This is a genomic window from Phenylobacterium sp. FG114 (assembly GCF_057809855.1).
Map to the genome: position 1 here is coordinate 315,809 of NZ_JBMDKU010000003.1, position 14,537 is coordinate 330,345.

At 69.1% G+C, this 14,537-nt stretch carries 15 protein-coding genes; 4 read left to right on the forward strand and 11 right to left on the reverse strand.

All coding sequences use genetic code 11. The annotated features are described in order from the left end of the window. Positions 1-11 precede the first annotated feature (11 nt). The gene (locus ACODSY_RS06900) at positions 12-1,040 is read left to right on the forward strand and encodes a purine nucleoside permease (protein ID WP_488950967.1); all 1,029 of its coding nucleotides are present in this window, start codon (positions 12-14) and stop codon (positions 1,038-1,040) included. Beyond that, positions 1,037-2,365, forward strand: coding sequence for an NCS2 family permease (locus ACODSY_RS06905; protein WP_488950969.1), 1,329 nt, complete (start codon positions 1,037-1,039; stop codon positions 2,363-2,365). Before ACODSY_RS06900 ends, ACODSY_RS06905 begins: the two co-directional genes overlap by 4 nt. On the opposite strand, the gene ACODSY_RS06910 is transcribed toward ACODSY_RS06905, so the two are convergent. After that, positions 2,362-3,828 (reverse strand): adenosine deaminase, encoded by a 1,467-nt coding sequence (locus ACODSY_RS06910; protein ID WP_488950971.1) that lies wholly within the window; start codon positions 3,826-3,828, stop codon positions 2,362-2,364. The two genes, ACODSY_RS06905 and ACODSY_RS06910, sit on opposite strands and share 4 nt — an antisense overlap. A gap of 61 nt (positions 3,829-3,889) precedes the next feature. On the opposite strand from ACODSY_RS06910, the gene ACODSY_RS06915 reads away from it, so the two are divergent. After that, positions 3,890-4,300, forward strand: coding sequence for a cupin domain-containing protein (locus tag ACODSY_RS06915; protein WP_488950973.1), 411 nt, complete (start codon positions 3,890-3,892; stop codon positions 4,298-4,300). On the opposite strand, the gene ACODSY_RS06920 is transcribed toward ACODSY_RS06915, so the two are convergent. The 9 genes from ACODSY_RS06920 to ACODSY_RS06960 all read right to left on the reverse strand — a co-directional run bounded on the left by ACODSY_RS06920 (position 4,297) and on the right by ACODSY_RS06960 (position 13,161). Beyond that, positions 4,297-4,836, reverse strand: a complete 540-nt coding sequence (locus tag ACODSY_RS06920; protein WP_488950975.1) for a Pycsar system effector family protein — start codon at positions 4,834-4,836, stop codon at positions 4,297-4,299. The two genes, ACODSY_RS06915 and ACODSY_RS06920, sit on opposite strands and share 4 nt — an antisense overlap. A gap of 45 nt (positions 4,837-4,881) precedes the next feature. After that, the gene (locus ACODSY_RS06925; RefSeq protein ID WP_488950977.1) at positions 4,882-5,484 is read right to left on the reverse strand and encodes a nitroreductase family protein; all 603 of its coding nucleotides are present in this window, start codon (positions 5,482-5,484) and stop codon (positions 4,882-4,884) included. Continuing rightward, positions 5,484-5,873, reverse strand: coding sequence for a pyrimidine utilization protein C (gene rutC / locus ACODSY_RS06930; RefSeq protein ID WP_488950978.1), 390 nt, complete (start codon positions 5,871-5,873; stop codon positions 5,484-5,486). The genes ACODSY_RS06925 and rutC overlap by 1 nt, the downstream gene beginning before the upstream one ends. 11 nt (positions 5,874-5,884) lie before the next feature. Then, on the reverse strand, positions 5,885-6,607 hold the full coding sequence (gene rutB, locus ACODSY_RS06935; protein ID WP_488950979.1) for a pyrimidine utilization protein B: 723 nt from the start codon (positions 6,605-6,607) through the stop codon (positions 5,885-5,887). Continuing rightward, positions 6,594-7,670 carry a pyrimidine utilization protein A gene (gene rutA / locus ACODSY_RS06940; protein ID WP_488950980.1) on the reverse strand — a complete coding sequence of 359 codons (1,077 nt, stop codon included), beginning with the start codon at positions 7,668-7,670 and terminating at the stop codon, positions 6,594-6,596. The genes rutB and rutA overlap by 14 nt, the downstream gene beginning before the upstream one ends. Positions 7,671-7,733: 63 nt before the next feature. Further along, positions 7,734-8,543 (reverse strand): LOG family protein, encoded by an 810-nt coding sequence (locus tag ACODSY_RS06945; protein WP_488950981.1) that lies wholly within the window; start codon positions 8,541-8,543, stop codon positions 7,734-7,736. An 18-nt stretch (positions 8,544-8,561) separates the two neighbouring features. Further along, the gene (locus tag ACODSY_RS06950; RefSeq protein ID WP_488950982.1) at positions 8,562-9,857 is read right to left on the reverse strand and encodes a hypothetical protein; all 1,296 of its coding nucleotides are present in this window, start codon (positions 9,855-9,857) and stop codon (positions 8,562-8,564) included. A 9-nt stretch (positions 9,858-9,866) separates the two neighbouring features. Continuing rightward, entirely contained in the window at positions 9,867-10,910 is a 1,044-nt protein-coding gene (locus ACODSY_RS06955) for an alpha/beta hydrolase family protein (RefSeq protein ID WP_488950983.1), read from the reverse strand. 4 nt (positions 10,911-10,914) lie between these two features. Then, on the reverse strand, positions 10,915-13,161 hold the full coding sequence (locus ACODSY_RS06960; RefSeq protein ID WP_488950984.1) for a TonB-dependent receptor: 2,247 nt from the start codon (positions 13,159-13,161) through the stop codon (positions 10,915-10,917). A 165-nt stretch (positions 13,162-13,326) separates the two neighbouring features. Here ACODSY_RS06960 and ACODSY_RS06965 point away from each other — a divergent pair, with 165 nt between their 5' ends. Further along, complete coding sequence (locus ACODSY_RS06965) at positions 13,327-14,034, forward strand: hypothetical protein (RefSeq protein WP_488950985.1); 708 nt, start codon at positions 13,327-13,329, stop codon at positions 14,032-14,034. Here the strand turns inward: ACODSY_RS06965 and ACODSY_RS06970 are convergent. After that, positions 14,031-14,525 (reverse strand): DUF6841 family protein, encoded by a 495-nt coding sequence (locus tag ACODSY_RS06970; protein WP_488950986.1) that lies wholly within the window; start codon positions 14,523-14,525, stop codon positions 14,031-14,033. The two genes, ACODSY_RS06965 and ACODSY_RS06970, sit on opposite strands and share 4 nt — an antisense overlap. Positions 14,526-14,537: the final 12 nt, after the last annotated feature.

Sequence of the window (14,537 nt, forward strand, 5' to 3'; positions counted from 1 at the left end):
GGGAATCGCGTGTGCTACGCCTGATCGTCTTCATCGCCGCCCTGCTCACTCCTGTCGTGGCGCTGGCCAGGCCCGTTCCGATCAAGGTCGTGGTCGTCACCGCCTTCGAGATCGGCAACGACACCGGCGACGCGGCCGGCGAGCTTCAGCTCTGGATCGAACGCGGTCCACCCACCGAGACCGTGGCCATCCCCGGCGTCGAGCGGCCGGCGCGACTGTCGAAGGACGGCGTGCTGATCATCAACACCGGCATGTTCGGACGCGCCCGCGGATCGCTGACCGCCCTCATCGTCGATCCCCGTTTCGACCTCGCCAAAGCCTACTGGCTGATGGCCGGCATCGCCGGGGTCGACCCGAAGGCCGGCTCGATCGGCAGCGCCGCCTGGTCGAACTGGGTCGTGGACGGTGATCCGCTTTACGAGATCGACGACCGCGAAATCATTGCCGGCTGGCCCTGGGGCCTCTACGCGCCCAACTCGAATGGGCCGGGCGAGAAGGGCGATGGCGCGGACGCCAGCGGCATGGCGTGGCGCCTCGACCCCGGCCTCACCCACTGGGCCTATCAGCTAACGCGCAACATCGACCTGCCCGACAACGCCAAGCTGGGCGCCGACCGCGCCGGCTATCCCGAGGAGCCGGCGGCGCAGAAGCCGCCGCATGTGTTCGTCGGCGCCAGCTTGGGCACGGTCCGCTTCTGGCACGGCGAGCTTCGCACGCGCTGGGCGCGCGATTGGGTCCGGGTCCAGACCGACGGACAGGGCGCGCTGGGGATGACCGACGGCGAGGATCAGGCCGTGCTCGACACCCTGGCGCTCCACGCCAAGAGCGGCCGGGTCGACCCGCGCCGCGTGCTGATCCTGCGCACCGCCAGCAACTACTCCCGCCCGGCCGCGGGCAAGCCCAACCGCATCACCTTCGCCGACGGTGGCCTGGAGGCGGGCGTCGAGGCCGCCTACCGCGTGGGCGCACCCGTGGTGAAGGCCCTGGTCGGGGGTTGGGACCGCTACGCCGACGCCCTGCCGCAAGGAGCCGCGCCATGAGCTTCCTCGACAAGACCTTCCAGCTCCGCGAGCGCGGGACCAGCGTTCAGACCGAGGTGCTGGCCGGCGCCACCACCTTCCTGACCATGGCCTACATCGTGCTGGTGAACCCCTCGATCCTGGGGACCACCGGCATGCCGGTCGCGGGCGTGGCGGCGGCCACCTGCCTGGCGGCCGGCGTCGGGTGCCTGCTGATGGGCTTCCTCGCCAACTACCCCATCGCGCTGGCGCCCGGCATGGGCCTCAACGCCTACTTCGCTTTCACCGTCGTCCAAGGCATGGGGGTGCCGTGGCAGACGGCGCTTGGCCTGGTCTTCGTGTCCGGGCTGCTGTTCTTCGTGCTTACGCTGGTGGGCGTGCGGCAGCTCATCGTGGCGGCGATCCCACGGGCGCTGTTTTCGGCCATCGCGGCGGGGATAGGCCTGTTCATCGCCTTCATCGGCCTGCGGGGCGCGGGGCTGGTGGTGGCCAATCCGGCGACCCTGGTCAGCCTGGGCGACATCCACGCGCCGGCGACCCTGCTGGCCCTCCTGGGCCTCGCGATCCTCTCGATCCTGCTGGTGCTGAAGGTGCGCGGCGCGATCTTCATCGGCATCGTGGCGACCGCCGTCCTCGGCTGGATCCTGGGCCTCGCGAGCTGGAACCCGCAGCCCTACAGCCTGGAGCAGATGACGAGCACGGCGCTGCAGCTCGATATCCCGGCCGCCCTGGGCATCGGCGGCCACGGGTTCGGCTTGGCGCTGCTGGAGATCCTCTTCGTCTTCCTGTTCGTCGACCTGTTCGACAACGTCGGCACGCTGGTCGCCGTCTCCAAAAAGGCGGGCCTGATGCGCCCGGACGGTTCGATCCCGCGGCTGAACCGCATCCTGTTCGCCGACGCGGGCGCGACGGTTGTCGGCTCGCTGGCCGGCACCTCCACGGTGGTCAGCTACATCGAGAGCGCCTCGGGCGTCTCGGCCGGCGGTCGCACCGGCCTCACCGCCGTGGTCACCGGCCTGCTGTTCCTCGCCACCCTGTTCGTCGCCCCGTGGGCCCAGGTGATCCCGGCGGCGGCCACTGCCCCCGCCCTGATCCTGGTGGGCGCGATGATGATGGGCCCGCTGACCGAGATCGACTGGGACGACCCGGTCGTCGCGATCCCGGCGTTCCTGACCCTGGTCACGATCCCGCTGACCTTCTCGATCGCCAACGGCCTGGCCTTCGGCGTCATCGCCTACGCCCTGCTGAAGCTGGCCAGCCGCCGGGTCGCCAAGGCCGACTGGCTGCTCTTCGCCCTGGCCGCCCTGTTCGTGGCGCGGTTCGTCTACATGGCGTTCGAGGCCTAGAAGCCCGCTTCGAACGCCTTCAGCAGATGCTCATGGCGCCATTGCTCGCGCGCCTTGTCGCTATTCGCGACCAGCGCGGCGCAAGCGCCCTTCGGCTCGGCATTTCCGACCTGGCCGGCGCAGGCCGCCGCGGGTTTGCGGTAGACGTTGGGATCGCTCCACAGCCCCTCGCCCGCCAGGAAGCTGTAGGCGATGCCGTTGCGGGCCGCCGTCTTCAGGTCGCCGTAGGTGGCGCCCGTCCGCACGGCCAAGGCGTAGTCGCCCGACAGGTCGCTGCGCAGGATGCCCGCGTCGTCCGTCGAGATCGCCACCGGCACGCCCCGCTTCCGTAACCACGCGTACGGGTGCTCCTCGGGCGGGACGCCTAGGATCTCGCGGTTGGAGATCGGGTTCACCTCAACGAGGATCCCCTTCGCCGCCATCTCGGCGGCCAGGCCCTCGGCGCCGGTCTCGTGCGGAAGATCCACGCCGTGGCCGATGCGGCGGGCGCCGGCGACGCGGACCGCCGCGGCGATGTGGTAGCTCAGCGTCTCGGGCGGCGCGACGTCCAAGGTCAGTTCGCCCGCGTGCAGCGACACGGGCGTCTTGCGGCCATGCTCGGTCAAGAGGTCCACGATTTTCATGTGGGTGTCGTAGTGGGTCACCGCGTCCTGGCTGTCCTCGGGCGCGACCAGTTGCAGTCCCACCCAGCGCGGATCGGCCGCCACGGTGGCGACGCCGAGCTGGAGCTGGGCCATGGTCTCCTCCGGCTTGCCCTGCCGGATCGCCTGGAAGAGGAAGCGCACGGTCACCTGGCAGCCCGGCTTCGCCTCGGGCGTCCCGCATTTCAGGACCTCACGGGCGCGGGCCTGCAGCGTGTCGGTGTGGGCGACGACACGGGGGACCAGCTTCTCCAGGCCTGCCTCGGTGAGCGCCGCCCGCGTCGCGGCCGCGTCGCCACGCCACCCCACCTGCCCGCCCAGCGCGCGCGATGGGACGAACAGCGGCGTGATCATCAGCTCGAGGTAGAAGGTGTTCTGGCGCGCAAGGTCGCCCATCACCACGGCCAGCGCATCGCCTTCGCGCGACGGCTTCATCCCCATGCGGCCGAACGACGAGAAGAACTGGTCGTGGCCCGAGCGGTCGCGGAAGCCGGGATGGCGCGTGCTGACGCTGTCGACCACCAGCGAGCGCAGGGCCTCGTCGGCGATCACGTCCTTGGCGGGCTTGTAGTCCTCGTTCGCGCAGACCTGCCGGATCGAAAGGGTCTTCATGTCCACGCACAGGCCGTCTTCCGCGGCCCAGTTCAGCAGCGTCTCGCCGTAGATCGCACCCGAGAGGTGGTTGTGCAGTTCGCCGCCCTTGGGGAACGCCTTCATGAACACCGCCAGCTCGGCCGCGCCCATCTTCGAAAGGTCGGGCGCCGCGGCCGCCGGGGCCGCGAGCGCCAGCGCGGCCAGCGCGCCGACGAGGAATCGTTGCATGGCGCATGAGGGCGAACGGCGGGCCTTGCGGTCAAGGTCCGGCTGACGCTCTGATGGCGCGATGGACGCCGCCGACCTGATCAAGCGCCTGGGGCTTATGCCACATCCGGAAGGCGGCTGGTATCGCGAGACCTGGCGTTCGGCGGCCTCCACGCCCGATGGGCGCGCAGCGGCGACCTCGATCCTGTTCCTGCTGGAGCAAGGGCAACGATCGCACTGGCATCGCGTCGACGCCGAGGAGCTGTGGATCTTCCAGGCCGGGACGCCGCTGAAGCTGCGCACGAACGACGGCGGCGCGACGACGGAGACCCGCCTGGGCCCCGGCCCAGGCCAGTCGCCGCAGCATCTGGTGCGAACGAACGAATGGCAGGCGGCGGAGGCCGACCGCGGTTGGTGCCTCGTGGCGTGCGTGGTGACGCCGGGCTTCCGCTTCGAAGGCTTCGAACTAGCGCCGCCGGGATGGGAACCCTAGCGCCCGGCCAGAGTCAGGAAGTACGGCGCGACGAACGCGAACAGGCTGGCCACCAGCCCGGCCAGCAGGATGCGATAGGCGTAGCCCAGGTAGAGATACTTCTTGAACGCGAGGACCTTGCCGTTCTGGTAGATGTCGTGGGCGAAGGCCTCGTAGACGGTCTTGGGTTCGCTGATCACCGTCATGATCCGCTCGATGAACTCGTCCTCCGGGATCTGGGTGAACGAGCCGAAGAACAAGAGGTTGGCCGGGCCGTCGGGCCGGGGCGGCGTCTTCACCGACGGCAGCACGGCCATCACCGCCAGGAAGGCTGAGGCGAAGGCGGCTCCGCCCAGGATGAACAGGGGCAACGGCCGGGCCACATTGTGGATCTGGCTGATCGAGACCGTGAAGATCACGAAGGTGGCGGCCAGCACCATGTTGGCCTTCTGGTCCGCCATCTGGCTAAGCTGGTACTGCACCTGCTGGGCCGTGCGCAGCAAGTGCACGCCGTCGTTGGCGAAGGTGGGCCGCGGCGCGGCCTCTTGATCTGGCATCCTGCTCCCCCGATACGCCGGCGACGGGCCCCAAGTCCGTCGCCGCTACGCCCTGAACCGCCCCTCGAATGCGAAGCTCGACACCGCGTTACGCGGACTCGGCGTCTCGCGCGAGCGATAGGGTTCGTCCAGGATCTCCTTGTCTGTCGGCCGCCCGACGGCGATGGCCGCCTCGACCCGGAATTGGGCCTCGTCCACCCCGAGCGCCTCGTAGGAGCGCGGCAGGTCGAAGCCCGCCATGCCGTGCGCGGCCCAGCCCACGCGATGCGCTTGCAGCGCCAGGTAAGCCCAGGCCGCGCCCGCGTCGAACGAGTGACTGTGGATCGGCGCAGGCTCGCGGCCTTCGGACCGGCGGAAGCGATCCGAGATCACGTACATCAGCACGGAAGCATGCTTCACCCAGGCCTGGTTGTACGGGATCAGCACGTCGAAGAGCCGGTCCCAGGCCTCGGTGCCCTTGTGCGCGTAGACGAAGCGCCAGGGCTGCGCGTTGAAGGCGCTAGGCGCCCAGCGGGCCGCCTCGAACAGGCTCATCAGCAGCGCGTCCGGCATCGGCTCGCCCGTGAAGGCGCGCGGCGACCAGCGATGCAAGAACATCGGATCGACGTCATGATCGGCGGCGCGACCGTTGGCTTCCGGGCCCGCCATCACCTCTTGCCCACGTGAGCGATCGTGGCGATCTCCACCAGGAAGTCCGGACGCACCAACCCGCACTGGATGCAGAAGCGCGCCGGCTTCTCGCCTGGGAAATACTCCGCATAGACCTTGTTGATCGCCGCGTAGTCGGCCCAGTCCTTCAGGAAGATGTGGTTCATGGTGACGTCGTCCATCGTGCCGCCTGCGGTCTCGATGACCGACTTGATGGTCTCCAGCACCTGCCGCGTCTGGGCGGCCGCGTCGCCGACGTGGGCGACGTTGTTGTCCTTGTCGAAGGCCAGGGTGCCCGAGACGTAGACCACGCCGTCGGCCAGGGTCCCGGGTGAGAAGGGCGCGATGGGAACCTGCGTCCCGGGCGGCGTGATGACGGTCTTGGGCATCTGTCTTCCTCCTACGCTTCGGGCGGGGCCTGGCCGACCGCCCCGCAGAAATCGGCGGTGTTCGACACCCAGCCGAAGAACTTCTCGACGTTGTAGACCGTGGCCTCCTGCAGGAAGGCCGGCCCGGCCTGGTGGGTGGCGTCCTCGATCAGCACGCCGAAGTATTCGCGGTGATAGCCGTCGCGCAGGGTGCTCTCGACGCAGACGTTGGTCGCGATGCCGCAGAACGCCAGGTTGCGGATCCCGCGCGCCCGCAGCATGGAGTCCAGGGCGGTGTTGTAGAAGGCCGAGTAGCGCGGCTTCTCGATGACGATGTCGCCCGCCTGCGGCTTCAGCCGGTCGACCAGGGCGTAGTCCCACGTCCCCTTGGCCAGCAGCTTGCCCTCCAGCTCGGGCTTGTCGCGCATGGTCTTCAGCGCGTTGGACTTCCACCAGTTGGGCGAGCCGGGGCCGCCCGCCTCGACATACTCCGGATCCCAGCCGTTCTGGAAGAACACCACCTGCACGCCGGCCTGCCGCGCCGTCTCGACCAACACGGCGATCTTCTCGATTACGGCGGCCGCGCCGCCGATGTCGAAGCCGGCGATGTCCAGATAGCCGCCCGCCGAGGCGTAGGCGTTCTGCATGTCCACCACGATCAACGCCGTGGCCTTCGGGTCGATCGGCAGGTTCTCAGGCCGCGCCGGCAGGGTCACCGCGCCCTGGATGGGGATCGTGGGCCTAGGCGCCGACATGTCGACGGCTCTTCATCAGCGGTTGGATCTTCGCGCCGAAGTCCTCGACGCCCCGCACGAAGTCGTCGAACACCAGCAGGACGCCCGCGGTGCCGGGCACCTCGGCAACCTCGTCCAGCATCCGCGCCACGCTCTCATACGAGCCCACCAGCGTGCCCATGTTGAGGTTCACCGCCGACTCCGGCGCGGCGAGCTGGGTCGTGTTGGTGTTGCTGGTGCCGCCCTGGGCGTTGGGCGCGGCCTGGTTGGTGAGCCACTGCAGCGCGCCCTGGTCCGCCCCCTCGCGATAGACCCGCCACGTCTCCAGCGCCGCCTCGTCGGTCTCGTCGGCGATGATCATGAACAGGATATAGGCGGCGACCTCGCGGCCGGTCTTGGCCTTGGCAGCTTCAAGCCGCTTGTTCACCGAGGCGAAGGCCGTGGGCGTGTTGGTCCCCTTGCCCAGGGCGAAGGAGTAGTCGGCGAACTCGGCGGTGAACGCCAGGCCCTCGTCGGACGAGCCGGCGCAGATGATCTTCACGCCCGGCGTCGGCTTGGGGCTGACCCGGCAGTCGTTCATCTGGAAGTACTGGCCCTTGAAGTCCGAAACGCCGGTCTCCATCAGGCCCTTCAGCACCGTCGCGTACTCGGCGAGGTAGTTGTAGCGGTCGGAATAGTGGCTCTCGCCCGGCCACAGGCCCATCTGGTCGTACTCGGCCTTCTGCCAGCCGGTGACCAGGTTGATGCCGAAGCGGCCGGGCGCGATGGAGTCGATGGTGGACGCCATCCGCGCCACGATGGCCGGCGGTAGGGTGAGCGTGGCGGCCGTGGCGAAGATGTTGATCTTCGAGGTGACCGCCGCCAGCCCCGCCATGAGGGTGAAGCTCTCGAGGTTGTGCTCCCAGAACTCGGTCTTCCCGCCGAAGCCGCGCAGCTTGATCATCGAGAGCGCGAAGTCGAAGCCGTAGCCCTCGGCTTTCTGCACGATCTGCTTGTTGAGCTCGAAGCTCGGCATGTACTGCGGCGCGGTCTCGGAGATGAGCCAGCCGTTGTTGCCGATCGGTATGAAGACGCCGATGTCCATGGGCCCGCCCCCCTCTGCACGGCCGTCCAGTTGGCGCCGGACCGTGCAGAGGCGCAAGCGGATCTAGGCCAGATCGTGCCCGTCGGCCGGGGGAGGGTCGGGAATGTCCTCGTACGGGCGCAGCCCCCCCTTCAGCAGGCATTCCCAGACCTCCTCCGGCGTCTCGGCGAAGTGGAAGAGGTCGAGGTCGGCCTTGGCGATCATGCCGGCGGCGACCAGGGCGTCGAGGTTGATCACCGAGCGCCAGTAGCTCTCGTCGAACAGCACGATGGGCATGGCCGGCGACTTGTCGGTCTGGCGCAGCGTCAGGATCTCGAACAGCTCGTCCAACGTGCCGAAGCCGCCCGGGAACACCACGAGCGCGCTGGCGCGCATCGCCAGGTGCATCTTGCGCATGGCGAAATAGTGGAAGCGGAACGTCAGCTCGGGTGTGGAGTAGCTGTTCGGGTGCTGCTCGTGCGGCAGGGTGATGTTGAGGCCGATGGAGGGCGCACCCACGTCGGTCGCGCCGCGGTTTGCCGCTTCCATGATGCCAGGGCCGCCGCCGGTGCAGATGACGTTGTAGCGCTCGTTCTTCGCCGACAGATGGGCGCCCCCGCGCTTTGAGGCGATGGCGGCGAACTCCCGGGCGGCGTTGTACCAGCGCGGATGCGGGTCGGGGCCGTCCTCCCGGATGCGGGCCGAGCCGAATACGACGATGGTGGACCGGACGCTCCAATTGCGGAGCGCCTCGTCGACCTTGGCGAACTCCAGCAGGAAGCGAACCCCCCGCATGGAGGGGCCCATGATGAAGTCCTGGTCCATCGAGGCCAGACGGTAGGTTGGCGACGCCATCTGCGGCGCAGCCGGATGCAGTTTCTCAGGGGTGGTCATCCCGCCAATGTAGGCGCTTTAGCCGGGCTTCGTCAGCGCGCGCTCGATAACCTGGGCAAACGCATCGGCCACGGGCGGGATCAACGCCGGCGACACGCAGCGCAGGTCGTCGCCGCGGGCATGGTGGAACCGGTGGGCGCCGAAGATCCCGATCGCGGGCTCGTACCCGGCGTGCACGATGCTGGCCAGCTCGCCGGCCGTCTGGCGCGGATCGATGGCGTAGGTCTGTTCCAGCCCGGGCTGGCCGGCAAAGGCCGCCTTGCAGGCATCGACCAGCGGCGCGCTGGCCAGGAGGAAGCGCTGAGGGTCGGCGCTGGGCAGCGGCGCAAGGGCGGCGCCACGCTCGTGCCAGTCGCGCGCCGCGACATTCGCGCCGAGGTGAACCCAGAGCGCCGTCTGCGCCGGCTTGGGCGCCAGGTGCTCGATGAACTGCTCCCCGCCCGCATATTCGTACTCATGGCCGCTGGTGGCGACGAGGGCGAGATTGGCGGGAAGCTTCGTCTTCGCCGCCCAGGTCACCAGCTGCATCCAGGCGGCCAGGCCCGAACCGCGCTCGCCGGCGCAGCCGAACCAGCCTGAACGCGGCGTCGAGATCACGAGCCACTTGCCGGCGCCGCGGTCCAGGCTCGCCGTAACGTTGAAGGCCGGGCGACGGATGGAGCGGCCGGGCATGACGAAGGTCGCCGCTGCGCCCGCGAAGGCGGCTTCGACAAAGGGGTCCGCCTCGCGCGGGGCCAGCACAGCCGCCGGAATCTCGAACAGCGGCTTGTCGACCGGCGTGTTGAGCGCCAGGGCCTCGCCCGTTGGACCGGTCGTGACGATGATCGCCGCCTTCGCGCCAGCCGCCGCGGCAGCCTTCACCCGCCGCGCGACCTCGCCCTTGGCGGTGGACCAGCGGGCGAAGGGCAAGACCAGAATGGCGATGTCGCCGGATCCGCGGCCAGGCACGAACAGACGGCCAGTGATCCCGGGCGTCGGCTGGACGATAGCCTGGGGGATCAGCGTCGCCTTCGCGCCCGCGATGGACAGGGTCGGCGCCTCGCCCTCATAGGCCGGGACGTCGAACGACTGCCGCCGGCAGGCATAGCCGAGGGCCTTCAGCTCGCCTTCGATCCATTCGCCCGAGGCATTGTCGCCCGGCTCGCCGGCCGCCTTGTCGCCGAAGCTGGCATAGCGCTCCAGGGTGCGCATGGCGCCTGCCTCCGAGCCGCCGGCCCTGGCTGTGGCGCCCGCGGCGGGAGCGGCGGCCAGCAGGGTCGCGCCGACGCCCAGGATGGCGCGGCGGGAAGCGGAGACCGGGGCGTTCTTATCCATGGCGGGAAGCTAGCGAAGCCCGTCGACTGGCGCGATGGGCGTCGGCGCCCCGCAGCGCGGCGCCTTCTGATATCCGTCGCCCGCGCCCTTGATGCGGGCCGGCAGGTCGCAGAGTTCCTTCGCCGCCGTTTTGTCGCCCTTGAGGTAGGCGCGCCAGAACCGGATCGTCTCGGCCTTCACGATCTCCATCTGCGGCGGATCGGTGGGTTTCAGCACGCCCCCCGCCCCCCGGCGGCCGCCGAACAGGCCGTGGTCGGCGCCGTTCAGGACGATCAGGAACTGATCCGCGCCCTGGATGGCCTGATAGGGCGTCGTCCGCTGGAAGGGGTTCTTCTCCAGGTCGAACGGCGTGACGTCGGCGGTGCCGGTGAAATGCAGCATCGGGGTCTTCACGGCGGCGAAGGCGGCTTTCGGATCGTCGCCACGCGGCTTGTTAGGGCTGTAGGCGATGGCGGCCTTGATCCGCGGCTCGGCGAACTTCGTCTGCGGAGTGGCGCCCAGCACCCGCTGGCCCACCGCCACCAGCGTCGAGAGGGCCCCGTATGAGTGGCCGGACATGCCCACGCGGCTCATGTCGGCCTTGCCCGCCAGGCGCGGATCCCTGGCGATCTGGTCCAGGGCGAACGGCAGGTCGCCGTACCGCGCCTGAGCGACCTGCGGATTCATGGCGCCCCGCCCCGCCGCGACGATCCCGGCCTCGGCCGTGGGACGGACGGCGCCGCGCAGGATCCCCGTATCCGATCCCGCGTGCTGAAGGCAGACCACCAGGAAGCCTGCGTCGGCCACCGCCTGCAGGATGTAGGTGGACGCTTCGCGATTGCCGCCCAGGCCGTGGCTGTGGACGACTACCGGAAAGGGCCCCGCCCCCTTAGGCACATAGGCCTTGAACGGCACGACCCGGCCGCCCCGCGCCGCGTCCGCCCACTCGCCGTAGACCACCTCGACATTCGAGGCCGCCGCCGGCGCGGCGGGCTGGGCGACCGCCGGCGCGGCCGCCGGAACGGCCACCGCCAGCGCGGCCAGAACTAGCGAGGTTGCGAGGGCGCGGCTCATCGGCTCACCACGTGTAACGGAGCTGGGCGCCCCAGGTGCGGGGCAGGTTGTAGCGCCGCACGTCGCCCGTGGCCGTCGGGTTGTGGAAGACCAGGTAGTTTTCCTGGCCCGCGTTGTTCACGAAGCCGGTCAGGTCGAACTGCTTCCAGGTGACGCCAGCGCGCAGGTTGAACAGCACGTAGTCGTGCAGCAGCGTGGTCTGGTTGGCCTCCTGCACGCCGCCCTGGCGGGCGTTGCCGTTCACGTTGACGTAGCCGCTGACCTCGTCGGTGATGTCGTGGCGATAGTTGACGGTGAAGGTCTGCGTCCACTTGGGCTGCTGCGGCTGCTTGTAGCCTTCGTAGCGGCCGCTCTTCACATGGCCGCCCTGGCGCGAGCCGCCCACGGTCACCCGCAGGTTCCCGCCCGCGACCTCAGCGCGCGCGGTCGCCTCCACCTCGATGCCCCAGAGCGTCGCCGGTCCGGCGTTGAAGGCATAGGACGTGGCCTGGACCGGGCACGCGGGATTGCTGGCGGCGCACCCGTTGTCGGCCTGGATCACCAGGTTCTTGTAGTGGTTCGAGTAGCCGGCGGCGGTGACGTAGATGTTAGACGCCAGATTGCCCTTGAACCCGACCTCGTAGGCGGTGACCGTCTCGTTGTCGAACTCAGCCGGTGGCGCGAGCGCCGGGTTTTGCCGCGGGTCCCCCAGGTTGCCGTTGAAGCCGCCGGCGCGATAGGCCGAGCCGATCTTGGCGTAGACCATCACCAGGGACGTGGGCTTGTAGGCGACGGTCGCCGTGTAGGAGACGTTGCTCTGGGTCCGCGAGCCGGTCGGGTTGACGTTGGCCGCCGTGACCGGGACGTCGGTCACGAACAGGAACTGCCGCCCCAGGAAATCCCGGTCGTCGTGCGTGTAGCGGAGATCGCCCGAGAGCTTGAGCTGCTCGGTCAGGTCGTAGTCCAGCGACCCGTAGACGGCATACGAGGAGTAACGCGAGCGGCCGCGGGTGATGGTTCCAAAGTTGTTGCTGGCCGCCGTCGGCGTCTTGCCCAGGATATTCGAGGTGGTGTCGTTGAGCAGATACCATTCGCCGCCGGCCACCCAGTTGAAGCCGTTGGTCTCTCCGACGAGGTGCGCGTCGTAGTAGCTGATCCGCGCATGGTCGATCTGGGCGCCGCCCTGATTGTAGTCGGCCGCCCGGATCGCGGCGAGGCCGGCGGTCGAGACCCGGCCCGGAATGGCCGAAAGGGCCGTGAAGAACTCGCGAGAAAGCGCGTCGCGATCGTACTGGTTCTGCCCCCTGCGATCGCGCAAGTTGACCACCGTCGACAGGGTGGCCCAGCCGAGGTCGGTGTCGGTGGTAAACTCCAGGTTGCTCAGGCGCTGCTTGCCTGTGGAGTCGGTGTTCCAGGGCGTGTCGTACTTGTCGGTGAAATAGCCCTGCGGGAAGTTGGCGTTCGGGAAGGTCACCACCTGGTAGACGAGCCCGGGCACGCGCTCGTTCGCGCGTTCCAGCATCAGATTGGCGGTGAACGGCCCGTTGTCGTAGCGCACCTGGCCGCGGAAGAACTGGCGTTCGGTGGCGTCAGCGTACCGGTCGATGACGTAGAGGTTGTAGAAGCCCTTGTCCTGGTCGCCCAGCGCCACGCTGAAACGGGTGGACCAGTTGTCGTTGATCGGCAGGTTCACCGCCATCTCGACTTCGCGCTTTTCATGGGAGCCGAGCGTGCCGAGGACATAGCCTTCGAATTTGTCGGTCGGCCGCGCAGTGACGACGTTGACCGAACCGCCCGAAGCGTTTCGCCCGCCCAGGCCGCCCTGCACGCCGCGCAACACCTCCACGCGCTGGATGTCGAAGAGGTCCATGCCGGTGAACGTGCGTCCGGCGACGTTGCCGCCGCCGATGAAGGCCCCGTTGCGGAAGAGTCCCACGCCCGCCTCGGCGTTGGTGGCGCGCGACGTGCCCGAGCCGCGAATCGAGACGTCGGAGGTGAGCGCGTTCGAGGTGTTGGCGAAATTCACCCCCGGGGAGTTGCCGAGGAGCTGCTGGGCATTGGCCAGCCCGCCCTGATCACGGATCTCCTCCGCGCCGAGCGCCGTGGCCGCGACCGGCACGTCGCGCAGCCGCTCCTCCCGCTTGCGGGCGGTGACGAGGATTTCGTCGAGTTCGACGCCCGAACCGGTGGCCGTTTGGGCAAAGGCCGGCGCGCTCAGGGCGCAGCAGACGGCGGCGATGGATGCAGTTTTCAGGGCTTGGCGCCTGGTCATTCTATTCCCCCTCGTCCCGCGTCGTGATCTTGGCTGTTACTGCGCGGTGACAGCGAGGGTGAAGCTAGCGATAGAGACCGGCGATTTCCAATGCCCGCAGGGCTTGGAGCCATAGCGCCTTGTCCGCTTGACGCGCTCGCGACCGGCCCGAGAGTGGAGGGCATGATGGGTTTAAATCGCAGGCGCTGGCTGGCCGGTGCGGGGGCGCTTGCCGCGGCGCCCGGCATTGGCTGGGCGGCGGGAGGCGCGCGGATGTACGACTACCTGTTCCTCGACCTCGAGGCGGCGCCCGGCACGCCACCGGCCAAGGCCTATGCCGACCAGGTGCGCGCCCAGGCCGCCGCGATTTCGGCCGCGGGCGGTGAGGTGCTGGGCCTCTTCACGCCGCAGCTCGGCTGGCACGCCCGCCAGGCGGCGCTGCTGGTGGCTTGGAAGCCCGACGCGTCAGGACGCGAGGCCGAGATGGCCGCGCTCGCCAGGCTAAGCGGCGTGGCGAAGGTCGAGCGGCAGCGGCTCGAGGCCACGGCGCGGCCGGCGGCAGGCGACCGACCGAAGCCCGGCGGCGTCTACGTCCATCGCTGGTTCGTTATCGGAGCGTCGGACCTCGACGAGGTGGTCGCCCTGTCGACAGAGGGCTGGCGCGACTTCGAGGCCCGGTTCGACACCAACATCTTCGGCTTGTTCTCAGCCGAGCGGTCGGCGGCCGACAAGGCGGCCGGCGCCACCCGTCTGCTGCTGGTCACCCGCTACAAGGACCACGGCGTGTGGGAAACCTCGCGGGATCCTTCCACCGACGCCATGGCCGCCTTCATGCGCCGCCAGAAGCTCACCCGCGACACCTGGGCCGCGAGCACGCTCCTCACGAGCTTCTAGGGGGCGAAGCTGGAGCGCCCCTGGATGCCCCAGCGGCCATCCAGCCGGGTGACGATGTAGATGCTGTCGAAGCCGCCGATCACCGTGCCGTCCTTGCGGAAGCGGCTGAAGCGCGTGTCGATGTGCACCTTGTCCGCGCCGGCGTGGATCACGTCGCGCCGCTGCCAGGCTGAGTGGTCCCAGTCGGTCAGCGCGCCGCTCGTGAACATCTCGGGCTTGTGGAAGCCCGGGTTGATGATCGTCACCTTGTTCGACGCGAAGCGCACGTGCGGGAAGTTGAAGGTCGCCTCGTAGGCGGGAATATCGCGCGCGTTGAAGGCCTTCATGAAGGCGTCGAGCCGCTCCTGGGCGGCGGCGATCTCGGCGGCGAATTTCGTGTGTTCGGCCTTCACCGGCGGCGGTGCGACCGACTGCCCCAGCGCGTCCGTTCCGGCCGCGAGCGCGGCGCCCGCCACACCGGCGCCGATAAGCGCGTCCCTGCGACTGACCATGGCGGTTCCTCT